Below are 23921 nucleotides of genomic sequence, written 5' to 3'. Positions count from 1 at the left end.
CATATCGTCGGAGGGAAACATGTCTAAATTCAAACGTTGGATGATTCTTGTTATTGTCTCAAGTGCACTATTACTCATTGTGATGGATATGACCATCTTGTACACAGCCCTACCCAGCTTGACCTATGATCTCGGTGCATCTGCTTCGGAGAAATTATGGATTCTGAACGGTTACTCCCTTGTCATGGCGGGTCTTCTTCCTGCAATGGGAACACTCGGGGACCGTCTTGGTCATAAAAAAATATTCACCCTGGGCTTGCTCGTCTTTTCTGCTGCTTCTCTTGCTGCTGCCTTTTCTCCAGTACCGGCTATGCTGGTCATGAGCAGAATTCTTCTAGCCGTAGGTGCCTCCATGATGATGCCAGCGACATTGTCGATTATCAGAGTTACGTTTACGAATGAGCGAGAACTCGCACTGGCAATCGGCATCTGGGGTTCCATTGCATCAGGTGGTGCTGGATTGGGACCGATTGTTGGTGGACTGCTTCTTCAACACTTCTGGTGGGGTTCTGTGTTTCTGATTAACCTGCCCATAGCCATTATCGCGTTTGTATTCGCCTTGAAAATAATCCCTAAACATCAAGGGGATGCGTCGAAAAAGTGGGATTTCACCAGTTCCATTCAGATCATGATTGCCATGGTCGGAATTATCTATTCCATTAAGGAATTCACAAGACGCGAAGGATCTCTGACACTCGCTATCATAGCTGCTGTGATCGGTGTTCTGTCCCTGATCATCTTTATTCGCCGTCAGAATAACAGTCCCAATCCGCTGCTGGATCTGTCCTTATTCAAAATCCCAAGATTCAGCACCGGCTTTATTACCGCACTGGTTGGCTTGTTTGCACAAATGGGTGTGCAATATATGGTCACTCAGCGGCTTCAGCTGGTGGAAGGCATGTCACCTCTTCAGGCTGGACTATTCACCGTATCCATACCTGTTGCAGCACTCATCGCCGGACCTGTTACGGGGGCCATTATGCACCGTGTGGATGTTGTATATATCAAAAGCTTCACTCTCTTCATCTCTGCCCTTGGCATGGGTACGTATCTGATGTATTTCAATGCTGGGTTCACTGGGCAGATTCTCGGTTTGGCACTGCTTGGTGCAGGTCTTGGATCAGGCATGACCGCTGCATCACATTCCATTATGAGTTATGCCCCACCACACAAAGCGGGTATGGCCGCTTCCATTGAGGAAGTGGGTTATGAGCTGGGCGGAGCATCCGGTATTGCAATCATCGGAAGCATGTCGACCCTTTTCTACACACTCGCTATGAAGATTCCTGCGGGGATTAGTGTGCCAGCCAATGCGAAGGACAGTCTGGATGAAGCGCTTATTGCTGCCGAAAGCTTGCCTGTTGCGTCTGCTGAATCGCTCAAAAATGCCGCCTTTGCTGCATTTGACCAATCCTTCTTTGTTGTCATTGCAGGTGTGACCGTATTTCTGTTCATTGCTGCTCTGATTATGAGTTGGGTTGCTGTGCGGTTGAAACGAGCCCCAAAGCACAGCGTTAAAACGTAATGAAATTCACTTCATGAAACAAAGCGAGGTATATACGAAATATGTCAAAAGAAGAGGATTAACTCAATTAAATTAACGTCAAAAACCATTACCTGAGTTGTTTCAGGTAATGGTTTTTGATATGCCTGATAACCGAAGCTTACCACCATGTGGCACCTCACGGAAGGTAAGCATCCTCTACCTCAACTTTTCGTTCATTCCCCATCGCAATGTATCTTACGTTAATGACATTTCCTTTCTGAAAATGGGGAATATGTGTGATTGGAATATAAGTCTCTACAATTGTTGGGAAGGTGCGGCCGTCAACTTGGGTTACAGTCAGATCCAATCGCACGCCAGGCCTTCCATCCATACTGGATGATGTCTGTACAATATCATGAATTATTGCTTCTGTTGGAATTCCGTCCATCAGAATGCTCTTGCGAAGGTAATATTTCTCTTTATTGTTACGTAACAGTTTAAATGCCATAATCGTAGTGATTGTGCCTGTTATAAGCCCAAAGACAATAATAGCAACAATAATAATTAATGTGACGGTCATGATAACCTCCTTTTAGTTGAAACTTATGTTAACTACTTCTTGTTTAGATCTCTTTTTCCTGCCTATTCTCTCTGAATCGGAAAACCTCAAAGTCAAAAAAGCCGCCTTAAGGGCGGCTTCATGCTGTGTATGTTCAACTCAACTTAGTCTACTTTCGCACCATACGAGCGTACAAACAGAACGGCTTGTTCGCGATCCAAACGTACACCTTTGATATCCAGTGATTTCAGATCAATTCCTTCCAGGTTAGCCCCTCTTAGATCTGCCCCTTGAAGCTTGGCTCTGCTTAATACAACTCGGGTAAGATCACAGTCTCTCAAATCCGCTTTGGTGAAATCCGTGTCCGTAAAGTCAGCCTCAAAGAAACGAATTCCTCGCAGATCCTGTTTCCCCAAACGTGTATGTCTCAGATTTGTATAGGACCAATCGCCGTGACTTAGTGTGATGCCATCCATTTGCGCACCTGAAAAGTCTGAGCCTGTCATCTTGCAGGAGCTGAATTTGGAAGCAAAGAGATTCGCACCAAAGAAGGTGCAGTTTTCAAAAGCCGATTCCGTATGAATCGAACCATTCATGGAAGCCCCTTTGAAGTCACACTCGATAAAACGACAGTTACTCGTTTCGATTTCTTCCATAGAAGCGTTCATAAATGTACACTGCTTGAAAACACAGCTTATGAGTTCTCCATAGCGCAGATCACGTCCCTCAAAGTGTACTGCTTCATATTCCTGATCCTTATATTGATACACTGGTTACACCCCACATTGTATATTTCTCCGTCTTTCTTCATTAAAAGAACTTTTTATACTATACCACACCCCTGTCAAGTACCTGCTTAAACACCCACAAAAGTCAAGTTACTTTTTTTATGAGAAAAATCTGAAAACTAAAAAAGGAACGCATAAAGCGCCCCTCCAGCTCACACTTTTAACTGTTCCAATGTGGGCTTATATATATGAAACTCTCCAGTTAGCTGCTTGTTCTATTCCTATCAGAAAACATTACACCAGTTTTTTGGACATCCTGTACAGGAATAACGAAGGTTTATTGATTTCTCCTACTCTCTGGTATCCCAAACGCTCGTAGAGTTTAATAGCTAGTAGGTTTTCCTTTTTAACCGTAAGTGAGGATTTGGACAGACCTTGTGTTATAGCTTGCTCCTCGGCAAAATGAATGAGCTGTGTCCCTACACCAAGTCCTCTGCTTTCAGGCAACGTAGCCAATGTTCCGATGTGGTACTCGTCGTTCTCCGCTTCTTTTAATGTTACCATGGAGTAGAACTCTTTCCAATGTTGGAGATTATACTTAATCAGGCTCCATTTACGAAGTTCAAACAGTTTGGAGAACGTTGGCAAAGCAAGTTTGTTCATTATAGTGGTCGGATAACACATGATCATGCCCAGCGTTTGGTTACCCATTTTAGCTTCATAAGCATATTGGTGACTGAATCGGTTCTGATTTGAACGCCATAACTTGTTAAATGTTTTCTCTATAATGCCTTTGTCCTTGGTACCTGCAAGCGAATAGGCCATATATTCAAGTGCCATCTGATTTAGTTGCCCGCCGACTAATGATTGTGGACTGGCTTTTGTTATGGAAATCTTATTCATCGCTGTCACTCCTCTAGGTAGCTGAAATTGGACTAAAACCTCGTAGCAGGTTGGTTGAATGATAACCCCTCAACGATCACATTCACCGTATCAATGGTTAATCCGGTCAGCTGTTCCACATGTAATCTCACATTGTTTTGCAATTCCCTGCAGACTTCATGCACTTTTGTTCCATAACAAACGACAACCTTTACGTTTATCTCCAGTCTTGATTCTACCTTGCGGATATCTATGCCATTTTGTAGACTTTTCCCGCTCCACTTTTTGGTGACCCCTTCTATAAGTCCTGTCGACATGGAGGAAATCTCACTGGTAGTATTTGCGATCTTGCCGACAATTTTGGAGATCACATCATCCGATATTTGAATTTTTCCCAAAACATTTTGAATGGACATCCTAGGTCCCCCTCTTTATACCTGCATTTTTGATAGATAATAATATCATTTAATATAAATATAAATCATACAGAGTCCGATTTCAACTTTTGAATTCAGTCATCCTCATTTCTACCTGTACATAGCAAAAAAACCGCGATCATCGCGGCTTCTTCTAGTCATACTATGGGAATTTCAATTGAATACGGACAGGAATGTGAGAGGATGACTGGCTCTCTGTTCTGCTCTCTGTTCTGCCTTCTGCTGCTGCCTCTACTTCTTCTGCTTGCACGATCCACTGCCTGCCAATTAACGATTGTAGCAGTTCAATCTCTTCTGCGGTCAGTTCAATATGCTTCAGAGACAACTCATCTTGAACGTAATCCCGATCCACCTTACGGTCAAACCGGAAATCGAGCAATCGTTTCAACCCGTTAATATGCAAAAACTTGAACTCATAACCCTGACGTATCGCCTTTTCCCAATCGTCTCCGATATCAACTGCTGTCTGTAGTCTTTCATCAAAATCCATCGCGGATTCCTTAACCAGAGGCAACAACCGGGAAAAGTCTCGACGTTGTAACCATTCAATAATCACGTCTCCCGGCACCCCACTTGTCAGAACATTCTCTACAAGAAGCCCTACAGGAATGGACAGCTGAGTCCGACTCATCGCTCGCCCTCCTCATTCCCCAGGTACTGATTGAACCAGGCATTCACCTGTTCGAAGCTATCGATACGTAATGAAGGTTTACCGCTTTTGAGTAAACTGTGGTTGGAACCCGGGTAACGAATCAGTTTGGTCTTTTTGCCGTAACGTTTTAGCGTAGTATATAATTCCTCCGCTTGTGCAATCGGTGTCCGATAGTCCTGCTCTCCGTGCATGATCAGAAGTGGCGTCTCAATGTGATGTGCATGGGCAAGAGGTGAGCGAGACCACAGGAATTCAGCGTTTTCCGCCGGATTACCACTAATGACTCCCTCAACATAGGAAATTCCGATATCACTCGTTCCATACATGGACAACCAGTTGGAGATACAACGCTGGGTTACAGCCGCCTTGAAACGGTGGGTATGCGCTACAATCCAGTTGGTCATCACTCCGCCATAACTGCCACCCGCTACACCCAGACGTGATGCATCAAGGAAATCATATGTAGCCAAGGCATAATCAACAGCTTCCATCAGATCCCGGTAATCCCCTCCGGCAAAGTCACCACGGCAAGCTCTGGCAAACTCCTGACCGTATCCCATACTTCCGCGAGGATTGATCCACAGAACAGCGTACCCTTGCGCAACGAGTGTCTGCATTTCATGACTGTATGTACCCGTATACATCGCGTGGGGTCCACCATGAATCTGCAAAATCAGTGGCAGTTTCCCATTGGTGTCACGTATTGCCGGTGTGGCTAACCAACCTTGAAGCGGCCATCCATCGGAAGACTTAAACTCTACACGTAGAGGCACATTAACAGCTAATTCAGCCAAGAATTCATCATTTCGCCGGGTGAGTCTGAACATTTCACCACTGTCGATATCCACGCGATATAACTCTCCAGGGTGTTCATCCGTCAACGCAGCGATAACCAGCGACGTACCATCTGACGTTAAGGTATACTGATACACATCCTTTTCACCAGCGCCCGTAACGGATTGACACGCCCCATCTTCTTGAATACGGTACACGTCCACATTCCCGTTATGTGTTCCGAGTACATATACACCGCGTTCCGGATGATGGGCATCCGAGATAGGAGAAGGTGACGCACCTGCCGACTTCATATCTCCAAGCGCCGCGTTACCAATCTGCATATCTAATTGAGGTGCGATTGGCCTGGGTATACCTCGATGAACGGGAACAGCGTATAAGCTGTTGTGGCTCCCGCTTCCATACTCACGATCACTGGCGATCAGGATCAGCTGCTGCCCGTCGGACGAATAGGAGAATTGGCTTATCGCCAGACTGGAATCCGTCACTTTGAACAGATCACTTTCTCCCAATCGAATGCTGTATACATCGGTAAAGTAAAGCAGATCCGCATCAAGTTCCTCGTCCTCTACTTGCTTCGAAATGAAAGAAAGCTGCTGGCTATCTGGCGACCATGCCGGAGCGCTGATATTCCATAGCCCGGAAGTCACCTGTGTGATCTCCCCGCTTTTGATCTCATATACAAACAACTGGCTGTATTGACCGTCCCACCAGCCAGCCCCTTCCGCCTTCGGCGTTGTACGCTCGAAGACTTTACCTCGCAGCTCAGGTACAGACTCCTGTTGGACGTCTGCTTTCTTCTGTTGGTCCTCCGGTTGTACTTTGCTGGTAAACGCAATGTACTGCCCGTTCGGCGACCAGATATAACTCAATATTTTACGTGCGGGAGATATCAGCATGACCGGCTCTTTTTGATCTGAATGGAGCGTCCATAGTCCTTTGCCACCATCCACTGAGCGAATGAATGTGAGCTGTGTGCCATCCGGCGACCAAGCAGGTGAGGAATCTTTTGTTCCATCCGAAAGTGCAATATCTTCATCACCATCGAGCGAAATCCCTCGAATTTGTGTATTATATTCGTTTTTATCCTGATCTATGGTCTGTTCCACATAAGCCACTTGTCCGTTAGGACTGATCACCGGCTGACTTATCCAACGGTAGTGACTCAGATCCTCCGGCATAATTGGTCTTTGATTCATAATGATGGCTCCCTTCTCCGTTTATTTATGGGTTGTCTCCGTACGTGGATCAAGCACATCACGCAGCCAATCTCCAAGGAAAATAACACCGAGTACGGTAAATGTGATCGCTAGTCCCGGGAATGTAGCGACCCACCAGCTTGTAGCAACGTATTGTCTGCCATCACTGAGCATCCCTCCCCAGGATACATCAGGTGGTTTGATACCCAGGCCCAGGAAACTGAGTGAAGCTTCCATAATAATCGTTGTGCCGACATTCATACCGCAGATGACGATAAAAGATGAAAGGATATTCGGCAGAATGTGTTTCAGAATCAATCTTCCATTCTTCGCGCCAATCGATCTGGCCGCATGAACAAAATCACGCTCTTTGATACTAAGAACCTCACTTCTTACCACACGGGTGAATGGAACCCAGTTCGTCACCCCGATGACAAAGATCAACGTTGTAATACCCGGGCCAACAATTGCCATCACAACAAGCATGAACAGAATGGTTGGAATCGCCATGAATGCATCACCTACACGCATGATAACAGCATCCAGCCATTTCCCGTAGAATCCGGATACCAGCCCCAGAATCGCGCCAATAATTCCTGACACAATCACGGCACCCATCCCCACGATTAAGGAAACTCGGGCACCATATACAATTCGACTCCACATGTCTCTGCCGAGATTATCGGTGCCCAGCCAGTATTCGGCCGTTCCGCCCTCAAGCCATGCTGGTGGTTTAAGTCGGCCCAGCGGATTCACCGCTGCCGGATCATGACTCGTCAATAGAGGTGCACCTATGGCAATTAACACAACCAACAATACAAGCACAGCACCAAACATTCCGGTCTTGCTGATGATCAGTTGTTGCCAGATATAACGAAATCCCGTTGGTGCACGCCCATTGTCTTGTTCCTGTTCTGTACCCGGAATTGGCATTTCATTGCTGCCTGTCATATGATTGCACCTCCTTCTAGTCGTATTTGATGCGCGGATCAAGTAGCCTGTAAGCTACATCCGTCAAGATGTTGATTACTACAACGATAAAGGCAATGACAAACACCGCTGCCTGTACAATCGCCATATCATGTGTGTTGACTGCAACGACCAGCAACTGACCCAGTCCAGGCCAGGAGAATACCGTTTCCGTAATCAAAGTGCCCCCGATCAGACTTGTAAACTGCAAACTCATAATTGTCACGACCGGAATCAATCCGTTCCGAAATGCATGTTTTACAATGACAACTATCCGGCCAAGCCCCTTGCTGCGAGCTGTTCGAATATAGTCCTGGTTGAGAATCTCCAGCATGCTGGAGCGAATCAGTCGGGTCATCTGCGCAGCCAGTCCAACACCAAGTGTAAAGGCCGGCAAGATCAGATGTGACAATCCTCCGCGACCAGATACCGGCAATACGCCCAGCATGACGGAGAACAAGAGGATAAGCATAATCCCCATCCAGAAGTTTGGCATCGCCTTACCAATGACGGATATTCCTGAAATAATGAGATCGGTAAACGTATTGCGTTTGACAGCTGAAATGACTCCAAGTGGCACAGCCATAAGTACAGCAAAAAACATGGCGGCTACAGCCAGTTCAAAGCTGGCAGGCAATCTCTCCAGCACAAGCTCTAACGCAGGCTGATTGTAGCGAAAAGATTGACCAAAGTCTCCCTGTATCGCACTGCCCAGAAACTTCACGTATTGCGTATATAAAGGCTGGTCCAAACCAAGTGCCTGCGTCAAGACAGCACGATCTTCAGCGGTAGCCGTTTCAGGCAACATTAGCGCAACCGGATCACCGGTGACTCGAACCAAAATGAACACAATTAATGAAACAATGAACAGCACCGGAATGATCTGCAGTAGTGACTTAAGTACGTATTTGCCCATTCCTTGTTCACCTCCCTTTTAAAAAAGAACGGCAGGAACATGGTTATCCAGTCCCTGCCGTTCACGGCCTATCTTTTCAATGACCGGTTGTTATACCCGATGTTACTGTGCAACAGGTGTAATCTCGTCAGCATAGAACATCTCGTCACTGCGTGGCGCGAAGTTCACTTTAGCATTTGTTCCGTAGACACCTTCCATTTGGTACAGATATACGGCTGGGCGTTCTTCAGAGAAGATCTGTTGTACTTGCTGATACTCTTTCTCACGAGACGCAGGGTCCATGTTCACCAATGCCGATTGAAGCAGTTTCTCTACTTCAGGGTTGTTGTAATCCGACTCGCCTTTTGCTTCTTCCAACATATAACGATTGTAGTTATTCGAAGCATCGAACAAGGAGTTACCAATACCAATCATGAAGATTTCTTTGAATGATTTGGAGCTGTAACGTTCACTGAATGCACTTGCTTCCAGGACATCCAGATTGATTTTGAATCCGGCTTGTTCCAGCATTGCTGCAACAACTTCAGCCTGTTCTTTGTATTGTGCGGAAACGGAGATAGTCATCTCGGCTTCACCTTCCGCATAGCCAGCTTCTTGCAGCAACTGTTTGGCTTTTGCTTGATCATAAAGTGATGTTTTGTACAATGAAGGATCAGCACCGAAGTTGCCTGGTGTTACGGATGTGCGGGTTACGATACCTGCTCCGCCGGCAATGCTGTCCACGATCCCTTGTTTGTCGATAGCCAGGTCAATCGCTTCACGTACTTTCGGATCAGCTGTGATGCTACCTTCTGTCTGACGGAATATCAACTGAAGCACACGCTGGATTGGCGCTTTGACAATCTTCTTATCTGCTTCGCCTTCGATCCGGGCAATGTCAGTGGAGGGAATGGAAGACGCCACATCTACACCACCAGCAAGCAATTCGGATACACGTGTGGAGGCTTCAGGAATAACGCGGAATACCACTTCATTCCATTTTGGTTCACCGTCAAAGTAGTTCTCGTTTTTTACCAGTTCCACACGATCATCTTTGGTCCATTTACTGAACTTATAAGGGCCTGTGCCTACTGGTTGTTTCAGGAAAGCATCGAATCCTTTATCTGCAATATATTTTGCTGGCAGAATGCCTGCTCCCATTTTGGACAGACGATTCAGGAGCAACGGATCTGGACCATCTGTGATGATATCTACGGTATAGTCATCCACCACTTTAACTTCTACGATATTTTTGAAATAACTGTTTTGTTTCAGTGTCTCGTCCTTGGCTACGCGCTCCAGCGTGTATTTTACATCTGCTGAAGTGAATGGATCGCCATTATGGAAGGTAACACCTTCACGCAGCTTAAATCTCCACGTTGTATCATCGACTTGATCCCATGATGTCGCAAGTCCCGCAACTTTTTTCTGTTCACTGTCATTTTTGATCAGATAATCAAAAACGTTGACCAGAACCGCCTCACTGGAAGTATTGTTGTTGTTGTGCGGATCAAAACTCTCAATATCGGTTACCGCAGCAACGGTCAGTGTTGTACTTGCGCTTCCACTGCCCGTTCCTTCTGTTGCGGAACCATCATTTGTGCTTGTCGATTTTCCTCCGCAAGCGCTGAGTACCATTACGACTGCCAGTAACGTGATCCACAAGCCTGTCCATTGTCTTTTTTTCATTGTGATTGCTCCCCCTCAGAAGTTGTATTCCGTGCCAAAAATTCAAGTGCTACTGCGGACAACATGCCCACACCATAAGGCATCGCTGTCTCATCAAGATCAAACATGGGATGGTGGAGTGGATAGCGAGTACGTTCCTCATCATTCCCAGATCCTAGTCTGAAAAACACACCCGGAACCTGTTCACAATAAAACGCGAAATCCTCGCCCCCTGTAGAAGGTTTGATATAAGTCCATCCCTTCTCCGCATTAACCTGATCACAAGTCTCTGTTAGCAGGTCAACCATGCCGAGATCATTCACGACAACAGGGTATCCATCGCCGTAGACAACTTCGCATCCAGCTCCAAAAGAATCACAGACCCCTTTAACAACCTGCTCGATCAAAGCTGGCATCCGCTCACGAATGGCAGGTGAGAGTGTACGAACCGTACCGATCATCTCCACTTCGGGGGCGATGGCTGTTCCCATATAACCTCCCGTGATTTTGCCAATCGTGACTACTGCCGGTTCAAGTGGATCAACCATCCGACTGACGATATTTTGCAATGCGGTGATGACCTGAGCGGATACCGCGATCGCATCAATACCCTCATGCGGACGAGCTGCGTGCCCACCCTTGCCAAACACCTTGATAATCAAGGGATCAGCTGATGCAAAAGCAACGCCCTGACTTACGCCCAAGGTTCCCGTGTCCTGTCCAGGTGTCATGTGTAATCCTGCGATGGCATCAACCTTTGGATTCTCCAGAACGCCGTCCTGGATCATGGCTCTTGCACCTGCAAGTCCCTCTTCTGCTGGCTGGAAAATAAATTTGATGTTGCCTGACTTCGGTCTTCCAAGACCAGTAAGCAGTTGGGCGGCTCCCATCAGGATGGAGGTGTGAGCGTCATGCCCACACAGATGCGCTTTGCCTTCTACTTGCGAACGGTATTCCACCGCTTTCTGATCCTGGATTGGCAAGGCATCCATGTCTGCGCGCAAAGCAAAGGTTGGTCCGTCGGTCTCTCCGCGAAGCAGGCCTGTAACCCCGGTCTGTCCGACATTGCGTGTAACTTCCAACCCCAGGCTTTCCAGATGCTCAGCTACGATAGCAGATGTGCGATGCTCCTCATAACCGATCTCCGGATGCTCATGTAAATCTCTGCGCCAAGCACTTAACTGGGCTTGTAGTGGCTGAGCCAGCTGTATTAGTTCTGAACGATTCATTTGCTGTCATTCCCTTCATTTTTGTCCGATTCAGAAACCAAACGGGCATAGATTGCATCCGCTGAGAATTCGATATGCCTTTTCATCGTCTCCTTAGACTTAGTGCTATCATGGGCTTTCAATGCTTCAAGAATCTCCATATGTACACCGTGGTTGACGGTACGTATCCGGTCATCATAAGGCATCAAGTCAAGCGCCGGATTAATTTTCGTCCGGATCTGTCTGACGGCTCTCTCGCAGTATGGATTCCCCGAAGCCTTGGCGATGGTTAGATGAAATTTCACATCCAGCGCCCTGAACCATTCCCTTGTGCAGTCTGGCTCTATACTTTGCTCCATGTAACCCTCAAGCAACTCCAGTTCGCCTGCGGTGATCCGCTCAGCAGCGAGAAAAGCTCCCTCTGGCTCGATGATGGTTCGATATTCGAACACCTTCAGCATCTGTGACCAATCCCGTTTAATTTCTTCTCTGGTCCGTTTATGCGAATTGGCTGTCAGAGGCAGTACAAATGTTCCGCCTTTGGCACCCACCCTTTTCTCTATCAAGCCTTTCTCTTCCAGTGAAGAGAGTGCCTCGCGAACAGTAATCCGGCTTACGTTAAAAATCTCTGCCAGATCTCGCTCGGCTGGAAGCTGTTCTTCACTCATTAATTCTTTCAAAATAATGGCTTCTTCCAGTTGTTCCCTAATGAATTCACTAACCTTTTTGGTAGATACTTTCTCAAAACGAAATGAAAACGTACTGGACATCTAAACACTCCGATCTGTATATGGTCTAGACCTTATACCATTAATATAATTCCGACTAAACTTATATGCAATACTTTTTTTCAAGTAAATTCATATTTTTTTTCTAACCACCTCCAAATTGAAGCATTTTGGCACAAAAAAGACGCATCTACACGCAGCAGATGCATCTTCGCTTTCGTTATTCTCCTCTATAACTTCTTATTGGCAAAGGGTCTGAAATCCTCTGTAACCGCAAGTTTTTTGCTTCCCCTCAGGTAAAAGCTGTCATCCGCTCTCCAGGTATGACTCTTTTTGTTCTGTCTGCGGTGATAGACATAATTGTAAGGAGAGGTTGCATACGCTTTGAACCCTCTTTTCCTGCATTGTCTCAGGAAGGTCACATCTTCCCCTATGGAACGGTCCGTGAAGCGGACTTTTTTCAAGATCTCTCTTTTGAATAAAATAGTACCCCCTTGTACAAATTCAACCGGTTTATTTTTTTCAGCTGGAGATCTGACCAACAATGTCTTGGATGCGCCCAAATAGACCAGGCACGAATGTTTACCCACAATATCACTTTTGGTCCGTCTAAGTTCTCTCACCTGCTCTGTTAAATAATACGGCGAATAGTAGTCATCATCATCAAATTTGGCAATCAACGAAAAGCGTGCCCTTGTCATGCCAGCGTTCAGGCTTTGTCCTAGGGAAATGCTCTCCGGAACTTGATATACATGAACATTGTCAAGATTTCGAACCCGGTTTTGGTATAATGCCAGATTCATACTGTCATGATTCAGGACAATGATCAGCTCTTTGCTTTTATAACGCTGCCGACTGTAATTTTGCAGGATGTTATCAAAAAATTGCGGCCGATTGGTACATACAACAATGGAAACACCATGACCCATTTTGTGTTTAGTCAAGACATACCCTCTTTTCAGCTCATTTTTCTCTCATCATATGTGCCGAAACAGAGTCTGGTATGGACCAATAGCTAGTATCTAAAACACCAAAAACCCTCTGCCCCAAATAACAGGACAAAGGGTTTTGTAATCTATTGTTTTAAGCCTTTTCTATGCTTCGCTACCGTTATTCAAGTACACAGCCTTACCTGTGCGAGCAGATTCATAGAGCGCTTCCAGGATTTGAGATACAACCAGCGCTTGTTTCGGTGTAACGACTGGCTCTTGATCGTTCTCAATCGCTTCAATCCACTTTCTCATCTCAACATCCGGTGCGCTCTCGCTCTTACCATCGTAGAAAGCTACCCCGCCTGCACTCAGTTCAATCTCATTGGTGTATAGACGGCTGAATTTCTCACCATTGATGCGCAGTCCGTTCTTCATATCCGCACCCGCTTCGCTACCGCTCAAGCTACATTTCGCCTCATCCACATCCAGTGAGTTCAGTGCCCAACTGGATTCCAGCATAATCGTTGCCCCATTCTCCATTACAATCATGCCAAAGGCCGAGTCTTCTACGGAGAATTGTTTTGGGTCCCACGGGCCCCAGGCATTGGCCGCATTTTCACGTTGTGAAAGCTCATGATAGGTCGTACCCAGCACAACTTTTGGTTGATAGTTATCCATCATCCAGAGCGTCAGATCAAGTGCGTGCGTACCAATGTCAATCAATGGACCGCCACCTTGTTTCTCCTCATCCAGGAAAACACCCCATGTTGGTACTGCTCTACGTCTAATTGCATGTGCTTTGGCAAAATAAATATTACCCAGGTCACCCGCTTCGCAGACCTTCTTCAAATACTGACTGTCTTCTCTGAAACGGTTGTTGTATCCGATAGTCAGTTTTTTACCGGTACGTTCTGCCGCTTCCAGCATGAGCTGTGCTTCAGCAGATGTCTTCGCCATTGGCTTCTCACACATGACATGTTTCCCCGCTTCCAGGGCAGCAATAGAAATCTCGGCATGAGAAATATTCGGGGTAAGTACATGTACAATGTCCAAAGACTCATCCTTAAGCAATTCCTGATAATCCGTGTAGACTTCGGCTTCAGTAGTGCCATATTTCTGTTTGGCTTCATCCGCACGTTCCTGAACGATATCACAGAAAGCCACCAGTTCAACATTATCCAGTTTACTCAGACTCGGCAGATGTTTACCATTCGCGATTCCACCACAGCCAATAATTCCGATACGATATGCTTTACTCATATATATATTCACCCTCACTTAAGTATTGGTTGTTTCATTTTACGAAAAGCCGACGGGGTCATCCCCAGACGTTTGCGAAATACAGCATGCAAATAGTTGGCATTATTGAATCCTGAAGCAAGTGCGATCTGTTCAATGGATACGTTACTTTCCTCCAGATTGCGGCACACGGCGCGCAGACGAATATCCTCCAGTACACGGCTGAACGGCATCTCCGGCTGTACTTGGTAGAAGATTCGCTGCAATTGTCTGCTGCTAATATGAAGTTTCTCAGCTACATGCTCCAGCGTGACCACGGTAGGGTGATTCGCCTCCATATACTGCACTGCATACTCATAGCGATACACCGACATATCCCGCACAGGGGCTTCCGGTCGATTCCCCCCGGTGTCGTATGCTCGCACGGTTTTGAGTAATATGCTGATAACCAGTTGCTTGATCGATGTATAATAACCTAACAATTTCTGATCACAGGCCTCATAAGCTTCCAAAAAACAATGCATCGCCCGATGATAATCATTCACCGGAGTAAGCGGAAGCGTTCTCAGCTTTTCCATCGTTTCCTCGGATTCTGCTGCTTCCCAGGGATCGACATGTTCCCTTGGCTTGTGAACGATATCCACATGAAGACATAGTTCATCCATGTCCTCTTTGGCATCAGCCTCCTGATAATGAACGACACCTGGTCCAGTCAAATACAGCATACCTTCCGAGAGTGCATGTGTCTGATCATCCAGAATAACTTTGCCTTTACCTCTCGGGATAAAATGAAACTCAAACTCTGCATGATTATGGAAATCCACAACTCGGCCCGCTGGAAAAGAAGTCAGATGAAATCGCATCACGCGAATCTCATAATGTCCCCAAACCATTGAAATATCCAGTCTCTCCAGGAGATCCTGCCGTTCAAGCATTTTCTCATAAGGATACAGGCTCAAGATTGCACACCTCCTTAAGTAAACCTAACCCTTCAACTCATTCAGAGTGATTCTGCGCCCTTCTTTGGCAGAGAGATTCGCTGCTTCCATCAAACGGGTCAGCTCCATAGCGATCTGCACGTTTTCAGTTGCATCCGTATCATTCTGTATATGTGCAACCCATTGATTGAATGCGCTTTCTCTTTGGTCTACCAAAGGAAGTTCAGTCCAGTCATCATATTGTCCCTCTGCTGCTTTCGTGCGAATCAATAACTTTTCATCAGGTGTTCCATACAGAAGTGTACCTTCCGTACCGTGAACCTCAATCGTAAATGGAGAATGGCTGTTCACAAAACCAGCTTCAACAACGCCGACTGCTCCAGAATCCGTAAACAAGGTTGCAACGGCATTATCTTCCACTTCTTTGCCTGTAATATATCCAAAGTTCGCATTAACCGCTGTTACTTCCTGACCCAGAAACAGTTTGGCGAGATACATTGGATGGCAACCCAGATCAATCAGCGCACCGCCCTGACAGTCCTTCAGATCATAGAAGTGTTCAGGTAACCAGTTGGAAATCGCTCCATCATGTGATAAACGCGCTCTAACATAAGTTACTTTACCAAGTAATCCCTGGTTAAGGACATCCTGAATCGTTAACGTATACCCTGCATTCAGTCGAGGTAAGGATACTGTCATCTTGACGTTGTTTGCCTTTACCTCATTAAAGATTCTATTGGATTCCGCCTGTGTCGAGGCAATAACTTTCTCCGTGAAAATGTGTTTACCTGCTTTTGCAGCAGCGGTGATCACATCTTCATGGATGCGAGTTGGCGCATCTACAATAACGGCATCGATGTCATCCTTGGCCAGCATATCTTCGAGTGAAGCATAGAATGGTACGTTTAAGCGTTCAGCCGCTTCCTGTCCGCGCTTTGCATCTTCATCCCACACAGCGGCGATGACTGTATCCTCATGTTCCTGTGCCTGCTTGATGTAATCCCATGCGTGAACATGCCACAAGCTAATTTTTCCAATTCGAATGGTCACTGTTGTCTTACCTCCATAGGATATAAGGTGAATCTGTAAAATTTACACTCAGCCACTCCGATTGCAGTACCATCTTACGATCACTGTTATCCCCGTATTTTTTGAATCCTTTCTTAATGGAGAAAATCCGGGGATAGCGTATGCTTCCGATGTAGCTTTCTTTCAGAAAGCTTTTAGGTGAACGCTTCGCTTCTACAGATTGGTTCTGCACTCTTCGTTTGCGTGTAAATGTTACATTCATCTTATATAATATTCTGACATTTATCTATAAGTTATCACAGACTTAATCTATTTTTAATAGAAACTCACGACAATAAATGTATAAAATCACGACATGTTTAACTTCTTCTACTCATTCATATAAAACCTCAAAGGATTTTTGATGATGATCACTTTCTCTTCTATCCATCTTTTTCTCGAAACGCAAAAAAAAGCGAAACTCCGTAAAGGAATTTCACTTTAGCTATCAGTTAAGAAAAAAATCTTATAAAATTAAGGGCTACGGCGTACAGTTTCACCATTTAATAAATTAACTTTTTGATCATTAATTGAAATTGTATGGTTATCAACCCATTCCAAGTCTACCTGATCCGTCTTTCCCTCATAATAAAATACTCTTTTAAACCAAAGTGGGCCTTTTAATTCCCCCATAACTCCAAACGATCCCATGGCTCCAGCGTCAGTTTTATAGAAACTTATAGTATAGTGCTTATCTGGTGAATGTGTAGTCGTAAGTAATTGTTTGTACCCAGAAAATATCGATGTAAATGACAAAGCACCCAAAAGGATGAAGATCAATGCTAAGGATAGAACCGTTGAGATCCAACTTCTTACCTTCGTAGACTTGTTCAAATTTTCTTTGAAACCAAGTATAGCTATAGCTAATACTAAAATAGAAAGAATTAGAATTACATAGTTGGGAGGACTAACTAGCCATTTATTATTCATATGAGAATATAGTGAGTACATCGAAACAAAGTACAAAATCAGGACTAAAATCAAAGCAATCCAGCTCATTTTTTTCACTAAAATTGAACCCCCTCTATTTTAAATTATCAATCGTATAGTAACAGGGTTATTTAAAATGATGACTTATTTATATGTTATTTTATGAGAAAATCAAGTAATCCCTAAAGGAGATGCTTAATTGCAGACTCCTGTTTGTCTATGTAAAAGTCTTGTTTTATAGTGCTACCAAAGTTGTCTATTGAATTCGCTATCATTTCCACTTATAGTTTAATTATTCCCTAATTTGGTATAAATGAACTAAGGAGGTGCTGGTGTTAAATCTATAAATACTTTTTTAGGGCTAAATCAATATTACATAGGAAGGTGCCTAAACTGATGAGAATTTCTAAAACGTTTAAAAAAATAGTTCTTTTAGGGTTTTTCGTTGTTCCTTTGAGTCTAGGTTTACTACAAACGGATGCTAACGCGGTTCGATATTCTGGAGGCAGATCCACCGCCATCAATGATGTATGGTACTCAGATTCAGTTTCTTCTTATGGATATGTTTCAGCATTTGATGAAGCTCGATTTAGGTGGAATGAAACATCAAGCAAAGTTAATTTAAAAAGAGTACTCTCATCAAGTGGGACTCCTGATAAATACTATGTTGGTGTAACCAGCATACCTTACCGTTTTGGTTACTACACTCCTTATAAATTATCTAGTTCAGGTGGCTATGTTGAAGCAAATCACAGTGATACTTGGGCTTTTAGTAACGTATCAATATATTATAATAACATGGAGCGCGCCGACTTTAAAACAGACGAGGTAATCTCGAATGCAGGTCATGAGATTGGGCATTCTATTGGTCTTGATCACACTCCATCAGATGGTGCAAATTCGATTATGAGATCTGGTATTCAAAATATCGGCCCTACAACCTATGACATAACTGAAATCAGATTAAAGCGTGGCAATTAATTTTTAGGGAGGTATCTTATGTTTAAATCTCGATCTCTCATAATAGGTTTATCAATTTTAAGTTTATTTATTATATCGACAGGTTTGTACTATTTTCTTCAAGAAAAAGAACAAATGCAAATCAATGAAGTAATTGATATTTCAACTAATTCACTTACTTTTGAAGATGTAGATAGGCTGGACCAGTTCTCAGATCTAATCATTGTGGGATACGCTAAAGATGACTTTGAAAACAGAGAACATATAATCAGCAGTTATGAAGACGGTGCTCTTCAAGATTTCTACACTAAGACAGATATTATTATTGATCAGATCATAAAAAAACCTGACGATTTCCCAGAAAACTCGAAGGAAATAACTATTCTAGAACCTTTAAGTTTAAGAGAAGATAAAAAATTTACGGCTGATGGCTACACCGAGCTAGAGAAAGGTGATAATAATATTATTTTCCTGGCTCAAAACACTTTTGGGGATTACGGTTTAATAAACGGAAGCATGGGAAAATTCAGCCTGGAAAGCAACAGTGACGCAATGAGAACATTCACTACTCAAGAAAAAACACTCTACCAAAAACTTTTTGACTCAATACTCGATAAATATGATTTAAATTAATCAACAAAAAAAAGGCTTCCTTTCTAATTAAAAGGAGTCTTTTTTGTATGAAAGACTGGGGGTCTGTCAATAATTTTGTGTAAACTCTTTTAGTCATAGATTCCCCCGGGGGGATAGCGAATTTACCGCAAGTGTAGACCGACCCTATCTGGGAAAAGACGGAAAGTTGGAGCAGCATTTGCCCCCAGTTTTGGACACGTCCTGTCCATTTCCGAGTGACGTCAATCGTTGCCAGGTAGAGCATCTTTAGCAAGGCTTCGTCTGTCGGAAATCGTCTCTGCGAATAGGTTTTTTAAGACATTTTGTGCATCTTGTGCAGAGACCAGATTGTTCTCAAAAATAAATTCCCGCAATTGTTGTTTTGTCCAAATTCCCAAGTGTTCTCCCAACCTTTCTCTTACTTCCATTTTAATGGGTTTGAGAGTTTACACAATATATTTTACAGACTCTCTCTCCACTTAAGTTATGTATGAACAGTCAACGGAATAAATCATTTTTCTATTAAATAATATGTATGTTCACTTACTCATCACTTTTTTCACATACTTTTCTGCCTTGTAATCTTTTCGAACCTCATGTAGCGTATTGTTATTCGCTTCCGACCAGGATTCAAGGATCATCCTCGGTTCCGCTTCAATAATATCACGCGCCTCAATCATATCACCGTCTCTAAAAGCCTCAATCACATGAATTAAGTCAGTTCGATCAATCAACTTTACAAAGTTAATACCTGCTAATGTCTCACACGACTCTGTGAAGTGGGATGAAGTAATTACGATTGCTTTCTTAGCCTTATAATATCTCATGCAAGAAAACACCTCTTGTACAGCGCTGATGCCAACTGGATACTCTGTTGAGTATCGTTTTGCTTGAATGACATTTCTATCACCTTCCCGATCAGTGAAAACTACGTCAGCACCAAAATCGCGACTTCCTAACGTTTTATAGACCCCTGAATAACCCAACTCAATTAACAATCTGTACAAGTACATCTCGAAGCCAGAGCCATCCTCCATCCTGTCTATATCTGCGATAGTAATGGCTTTTAAGTCGTAATTCTCCTCAAAAAGCAGCACTGATTTCTTTTGTTTACGTACTAAACTCAGAACCCAAAGGCTAAGTGTAATAATCACTACAACGATGAATACAAATAAAATATAGATCATTAGGTCTACCTCCATTACAACAAACTAGCACAATAATACCACATTTTTCTATATTGGAAATTAATTATTTTATTGGATAAAAAGAACTTGTACCGTGCAATAAAGTTACTATAGCCTTCAATAAGACAATGTTTGACTAACAAAAACCCCCTGTCCACGCTACCGTGAACAGGAGGTTTCTATAGTTATGATGTTCAATAATCAACTCAACGTAACGTATACCCTTGTGTAACAATCTTGTACCCCGATACCGTCTGGCTATGCCCCTCCAACTTGCCCTTAACCCGTTCCAGCACATCGCTCTCATAAACGGAGGCAGTTTCGAATCCAGTTTGCACGTTCAACTCAACGGGTTCGGAGTTTAGATTATACCAGCGAGCAATCAAATCTCCGGTTTCCTCTGCGATCTTCAATGTGGAGAAGGCTAGTGACGAACCTTGTGCATTCCATGCCAGCCATTGCTTCGACAGAGGCAGTTCAACCTTTTTCCCATCGGCACCGGCATGACTTTCTCGCTCAAATGTATACGCAAGTGCCCCTAGCTGTACAGTCGTCCACGGAATCGGATACACGTATGCGGATGCACATGCACCTGACTGTGCCGCATCGCCCGCAAATGGAATAATAGCATATTCCACACTCTGAGGTCCCAGACATTGGGCTTCTGGTGTTTCAAACACACCCCAATCTCCCAGTTCCGAAGAGGCACGCAGCAGCGTAACCGCAATCGTACTGCCCTCTTCATGCTGTAAAATCTCGTACTCATTCAGCCCTTTGTTTGCAATCATCAAGCCATGATCACCATCGGTCACATGTACAAACGCTTGCTGATGCTGCGCATTACTCGGATTCACCCATTCTTTGGCCGGTGTATTGGAACGTTTGGCAATTTCAAAGATGGAATCTGCATAATGATCCTCTGTCACCAGTCCGGATGGAAAGAGTGCGCGCAGTCGATGATCCTTGGCCTGATTGTTAAAGTCAGATTTTACCTTGACCATATTACTACCCGCTTCCAACGTATACGTTGTCGTAATCACCAACGGAACAGTGTTCTTGACTCGCTGTGCCTTCCGTTCTGTAAAAGGAACCATTTGGCGCTTCTCCAGCTCGAACAGTTCATCTGCTCCAGCAGGAATATCCCAGCGTAATACACTTTCCATAACTGCCCGATACGGAGACTGCTCCACAATCCGCAGGTCTGCCTTCAGATGCTCCGTGGTCAGCGTTGTCTCTCCCTCGGGTTGACGATAGACATATTCATTGCCGATATCGCCGGTATTTTCATATGAATTCAATCCCCTGTATACAGCACCGGAGACCTTATCTTCAATTGTAGCCGTACCATTCTCTTCAACGGTCACCCGCAAATGACCGTTCTCCATCTTCATTCCCTGAACCTGGATGAGTTCGCTCATATCGGGCACTTCAGCAATCTCTGCTTGCTTCTCTACTGGAATGAGAGCATATGTCTTATATCCCAGCGAAGGTACATCCACCGCCTGGAAAGTCACTCTTACTTTACGAGCCATATAAGGCTGTCGGAAACGATCCTTCGGAAGTTCATAGCCGAAATGCGCACCCAGATCCTTGATTTCTGCCGAGTATGTGCGTCCATCCGAATCGACCAGCTGATACACTGGCAGTGCATCTTTCTCCACCTTCTGCGCAAGCGCCTGAGGGTTAGGACCTTCCGGGAAAAATGCTTTGTCCACAATCAGGTCCATCTCAATGATTCCATTTCGATTCCAACCACTCGTGTTGAACACAGTGAACGGCACCGCTTCCTCTCCCCAAGCCTCAGCAGGTTGCACATGAATGGACTCAGCAATCGCCTGCGCACTCTGGGAAACCAATTTCTCTGCAAGCTGTCTGCTCTTGGCAAAGCGGGTCACCATCTCACGGTGAACCTCATCCACACTGCATCCGCAGATGCTATCATGCGGGTGGTTCTGCATCAGCATCTTCCATGCATGTGTCAACAGATGGTGCGGATAATCCTTTACCCCAGCTATATGGGCCATGGCGGCGAGTGGTTCGGCTACTTTTTCAAGCAACATCTGCCCCTGCTGATTCAACTGTTTCAGATAAACCCTGGCAGATGCCGTATTCACCAGTGTTCCCCAACCATCCGTGTGCTGACTGCGAAGCTCGCCCTCAATGGTCGCCAGATGTTCAGGCACTTCCTTCGTAACCGCCTCAATGTAATCGTCAAAATTGGAGTGGATAAATTCTACATCAGGATACAACGCAGCCGCCGTACGTAAAGCCTCGGGCAGATCCGTCTGGATCGGCTGGTGATCACAACCATTCATGAACAACAGATGTGGAGTCGAGGCAAACTTCTCGGCATCCTCCAGATTTTTATCCCAATATACTCGGGCTTTCCCCGGATCAACCGGAACCTCCATCCCATTGCAGTACCAATTCGCGAACAAAATGCCGAGCACTTCCGAACCATCCGGCGAACGCCAGATCATCTCGGAATAGGGAGATTCATAACTGTCTGCATCAACCACAGCATTATTGAATCCGGTAGGCTTTACCCCGCGCCCGAAGATCGCGTTATGAATGTCCGCCTGTTGCAGAATCTGCGGTGCTTGTCCCATATTTCCAAACGAGTCTGGGAAGTATCCCGTCTTGGATACCACACCCAAGGGTCGAGCATCACGATGACCGATGAGCAGATTACGCAAGTTGGCCTCGCTGCTGGTCAGAAACTCATCCTGTAACACATACCATGGACCAAAATGAATGCGTCCTTCACGAATATAACGGTCGAGCCTCTCCTGCTGTTCGGGCCGAACCTGCAAATAATCTTCACGAATAATCGTCTGCCCATCCAGATGGAAATAGCGATATTCCGGGTCCTGATCAAGCGTGTCCAGCAGTTTATCCATCAGCTCAATGAGCAGTACATGATGGTGTTCATAAGGCATATACCATTCGCGGTCCCAATGGGTATGCGAGATGAGATGTGCCGTCTTTTTGGTTGTCATTTTGCGTACCTCCTGTCATTAACCTTTAGTTGCCCCGCCCATGCTGAAGCCCTTGGACATGTAACGCTGGGAGAAGATATATAGCACAACCGAAGGCATTGTATAAAGTAGTGAAAATGCAGCCAACCTGCCGTATTCAACCATACCGTGGCTGCCGAAAAATTGATAAATCGTGACCGATGCCGGAAGTTTCTCCGGTGTCTGGAGCAGGATGTATGGCACGAAGAAGTTGCCCCAACTTCCCGAAAACGTAAATATCGCTATCGTTGCAATACCAGGCAACATCAATGGCGCCACGATTCGTCTCAAACTACTCCACACGGACGCTCCGTCAATCCATGCCGATTCTTCCAAATCGATTGGCACCGAATCCATGAAGTTTTTCATCATCCAGATGCCGTAAGGAAGTGAGGATGCAGTCAGGAACAGCATCGTGGCAATGATGCTATTTTGCATTTTGAAGAACAGAAACATTTGAAATACCGGAACCATCACGGCAGTAATCGGAAGAGCTGTCATGAACAGAATCGATAACAGGAAGCTTTTTTTGAATCTCATCTCATAACGGGATAAAGGATAAGCAGCAAGAACAGATACCAGTACAACCAATATCGCTTGCCCTCCCGACAGAATCAGGCCTACACCGAATGAACGAAGATTGCTCGAATCCCCGAGTACATCCTTGAAATTTTGAATGGTCCAGGTACTGGGCATTTTGATACCCTGTTGCGCGTTCGGGTCAAATGAAGCCAGAATGATCCAGAGCAGCGGCAATAAAAAACAGAGCCCTAGAAAAACTAGAATCCCGTACTGGATTTTGCGTTGAAGCCCATGTTTGACCATAGGGATC

The 23921-nt window shown here is 44.9% G+C and carries 23 protein-coding genes and 1 pseudogene; 3 read left to right on the top strand and 21 right to left on the bottom strand.

Going from position 1 to position 23921, the window contains the following annotated elements; translation table 11 throughout:
• The first annotated feature begins 19 nt into the window (after nucleotides 1-19).
• Nucleotides 20-1525, top strand: coding sequence for an MFS transporter (locus MHI52_RS14340; protein WP_405159266.1), 1506 nt, complete (start codon nucleotides 20-22; stop codon nucleotides 1523-1525).
• Nucleotides 1526-1682: 157 nt separating this feature from the next.
• On the opposite strand, the gene MHI52_RS14335 is transcribed toward MHI52_RS14340, so the two are convergent.
• From MHI52_RS14335 to MHI52_RS14255, 17 genes are all read right to left on the bottom strand, one after another.
• Nucleotides 1683-2066, bottom strand: a complete 384-nt coding sequence (locus MHI52_RS14335) for a hypothetical protein (protein WP_405159265.1) — start codon at nucleotides 2064-2066, stop codon at nucleotides 1683-1685.
• A gap of 143 nt (nucleotides 2067-2209) precedes the next feature.
• The gene (locus tag MHI52_RS14330; RefSeq protein WP_341343996.1) at nucleotides 2210-2815 is read right to left on the bottom strand and encodes a pentapeptide repeat-containing protein; all 606 of its coding nucleotides are present in this window, start codon (nucleotides 2813-2815) and stop codon (nucleotides 2210-2212) included.
• A gap of 252 nt (nucleotides 2816-3067) precedes the next feature.
• Nucleotides 3068-3676, bottom strand: a complete 609-nt coding sequence (locus tag MHI52_RS14325; protein WP_340029587.1) for an N-acetyltransferase — start codon at nucleotides 3674-3676, stop codon at nucleotides 3068-3070.
• 32 nt (nucleotides 3677-3708) lie between these two features.
• On the bottom strand, nucleotides 3709-4071 hold the full coding sequence (locus MHI52_RS14320) for an Asp23/Gls24 family envelope stress response protein (RefSeq protein ID WP_036670792.1): 363 nt from the start codon (nucleotides 4069-4071) through the stop codon (nucleotides 3709-3711).
• Nucleotides 4072-4234: 163 nt separating this feature from the next.
• Nucleotides 4235-4723, bottom strand: coding sequence for a hypothetical protein (locus MHI52_RS14315; protein WP_405159264.1), 489 nt, complete (start codon nucleotides 4721-4723; stop codon nucleotides 4235-4237).
• On the bottom strand, nucleotides 4720-6738 hold the full coding sequence (locus tag MHI52_RS14310) for a S9 family peptidase (RefSeq protein ID WP_405159263.1): 2019 nt from the start codon (nucleotides 6736-6738) through the stop codon (nucleotides 4720-4722). Before MHI52_RS14310 ends, MHI52_RS14315 begins: the two co-directional genes overlap by 4 nt.
• Nucleotides 6739-6759: 21 nt before the next feature.
• Nucleotides 6760-7689 (bottom strand): ABC transporter permease, encoded by a 930-nt coding sequence (locus MHI52_RS14305; protein WP_036670788.1) that lies wholly within the window; start codon nucleotides 7687-7689, stop codon nucleotides 6760-6762.
• Between the two features lie 16 nt (nucleotides 7690-7705).
• Nucleotides 7706-8623 (bottom strand): ABC transporter permease, encoded by a 918-nt coding sequence (locus tag MHI52_RS14300; RefSeq protein ID WP_339260983.1) that lies wholly within the window; start codon nucleotides 8621-8623, stop codon nucleotides 7706-7708.
• Nucleotides 8624-8725: 102 nt separating this feature from the next.
• A complete protein-coding gene (locus MHI52_RS14295; protein ID WP_405159262.1) occupies nucleotides 8726-10291 on the bottom strand; it encodes an ABC transporter substrate-binding protein in 1566 nt (521 codons plus the stop codon).
• Nucleotides 10288-11499 (bottom strand): M20 family metallopeptidase, encoded by a 1212-nt coding sequence (locus tag MHI52_RS14290; RefSeq protein ID WP_076317980.1) that lies wholly within the window; start codon nucleotides 11497-11499, stop codon nucleotides 10288-10290. The genes MHI52_RS14295 and MHI52_RS14290 overlap by 4 nt, the downstream gene beginning before the upstream one ends.
• On the bottom strand, nucleotides 11496-12248 hold the full coding sequence (locus tag MHI52_RS14285) for a FadR/GntR family transcriptional regulator (RefSeq protein WP_405159261.1): 753 nt from the start codon (nucleotides 12246-12248) through the stop codon (nucleotides 11496-11498). Before MHI52_RS14285 ends, MHI52_RS14290 begins: the two co-directional genes overlap by 4 nt.
• A gap of 188 nt (nucleotides 12249-12436) precedes the next feature.
• Nucleotides 12437-13150 (bottom strand): glycosyltransferase, encoded by a 714-nt coding sequence (locus MHI52_RS14280; protein ID WP_405159260.1) that lies wholly within the window; start codon nucleotides 13148-13150, stop codon nucleotides 12437-12439.
• A gap of 150 nt (nucleotides 13151-13300) precedes the next feature.
• Complete coding sequence (locus tag MHI52_RS14275) at nucleotides 13301-14398, bottom strand: Gfo/Idh/MocA family protein (RefSeq protein WP_405159259.1); 1098 nt, start codon at nucleotides 14396-14398, stop codon at nucleotides 13301-13303.
• A 14-nt stretch (nucleotides 14399-14412) separates the two neighbouring features.
• Nucleotides 14413-15336, bottom strand: coding sequence for a helix-turn-helix domain-containing protein (locus tag MHI52_RS14270; RefSeq protein WP_244988337.1), 924 nt, complete (start codon nucleotides 15334-15336; stop codon nucleotides 14413-14415).
• A gap of 24 nt (nucleotides 15337-15360) precedes the next feature.
• On the bottom strand, nucleotides 15361-16365 hold the full coding sequence (locus tag MHI52_RS14265) for a Gfo/Idh/MocA family protein (RefSeq protein ID WP_405159258.1): 1005 nt from the start codon (nucleotides 16363-16365) through the stop codon (nucleotides 15361-15363).
• Between the two features lie 7 nt (nucleotides 16366-16372).
• A complete protein-coding gene (locus tag MHI52_RS14260; protein WP_340982626.1) occupies nucleotides 16373-16606 on the bottom strand; it encodes a hypothetical protein in 234 nt (77 codons plus the stop codon).
• A gap of 251 nt (nucleotides 16607-16857) precedes the next feature.
• Nucleotides 16858-17382: a DUF5412 family protein gene (locus MHI52_RS14255; protein ID WP_340984826.1), complete on the bottom strand. Its 525-nt coding sequence runs from the start codon at nucleotides 17380-17382 to the stop codon at nucleotides 16858-16860.
• Between the two features lie 327 nt (nucleotides 17383-17709).
• Between MHI52_RS14255 and MHI52_RS14250 the strand changes: the two genes are divergently transcribed.
• Both MHI52_RS14250 and MHI52_RS14245 read left to right on the top strand, forming a co-directional pair.
• Entirely contained in the window at nucleotides 17710-18294 is a 585-nt protein-coding gene (locus tag MHI52_RS14250) for a hypothetical protein (RefSeq protein ID WP_340982627.1), read from the top strand.
• Nucleotides 18295-18312: 18 nt separating this feature from the next.
• Nucleotides 18313-18906 (top strand): hypothetical protein, encoded by a 594-nt coding sequence (locus MHI52_RS14245; RefSeq protein ID WP_340982628.1) that lies wholly within the window; start codon nucleotides 18313-18315, stop codon nucleotides 18904-18906.
• Between the two features lie 122 nt (nucleotides 18907-19028).
• Here the strand turns inward: MHI52_RS14245 and MHI52_RS14240 are convergent.
• The 4 genes and pseudogenes from MHI52_RS14240 to MHI52_RS14225 all read right to left on the bottom strand — a co-directional run.
• Nucleotides 19029-19177: pseudogene (locus MHI52_RS14240) on the bottom strand (IS256 family transposase); the annotation flags it as partial.
• A 247-nt stretch (nucleotides 19178-19424) separates the two neighbouring features.
• Nucleotides 19425-20072 (bottom strand): restriction endonuclease, encoded by a 648-nt coding sequence (locus MHI52_RS14235; protein WP_405159257.1) that lies wholly within the window; start codon nucleotides 20070-20072, stop codon nucleotides 19425-19427.
• 206 nt (nucleotides 20073-20278) lie between these two features.
• Nucleotides 20279-23071, bottom strand: a complete 2793-nt coding sequence (locus tag MHI52_RS14230) for an alpha-mannosidase (protein WP_405159256.1) — start codon at nucleotides 23069-23071, stop codon at nucleotides 20279-20281.
• Between the two features lie 18 nt (nucleotides 23072-23089).
• Nucleotides 23090-23914 carry a carbohydrate ABC transporter permease gene (locus MHI52_RS14225; RefSeq protein WP_036608291.1) on the bottom strand — a complete coding sequence of 275 codons (825 nt, stop codon included), beginning with the start codon at nucleotides 23912-23914 and terminating at the stop codon, nucleotides 23090-23092.
• Between the last annotated feature and the right edge of the window lie 7 nt (nucleotides 23915-23921).

The sequence above is a fragment of the Paenibacillus sp. FSL H8-0283 genome, assembly GCF_045040675.1.
Taxonomy (GTDB): Bacteria; Bacillota; Bacilli; order Paenibacillales; family Paenibacillaceae; genus Paenibacillus; species Paenibacillus amylolyticus.
This window is presented reverse-complemented; position numbering and strand designations above follow the sequence as displayed.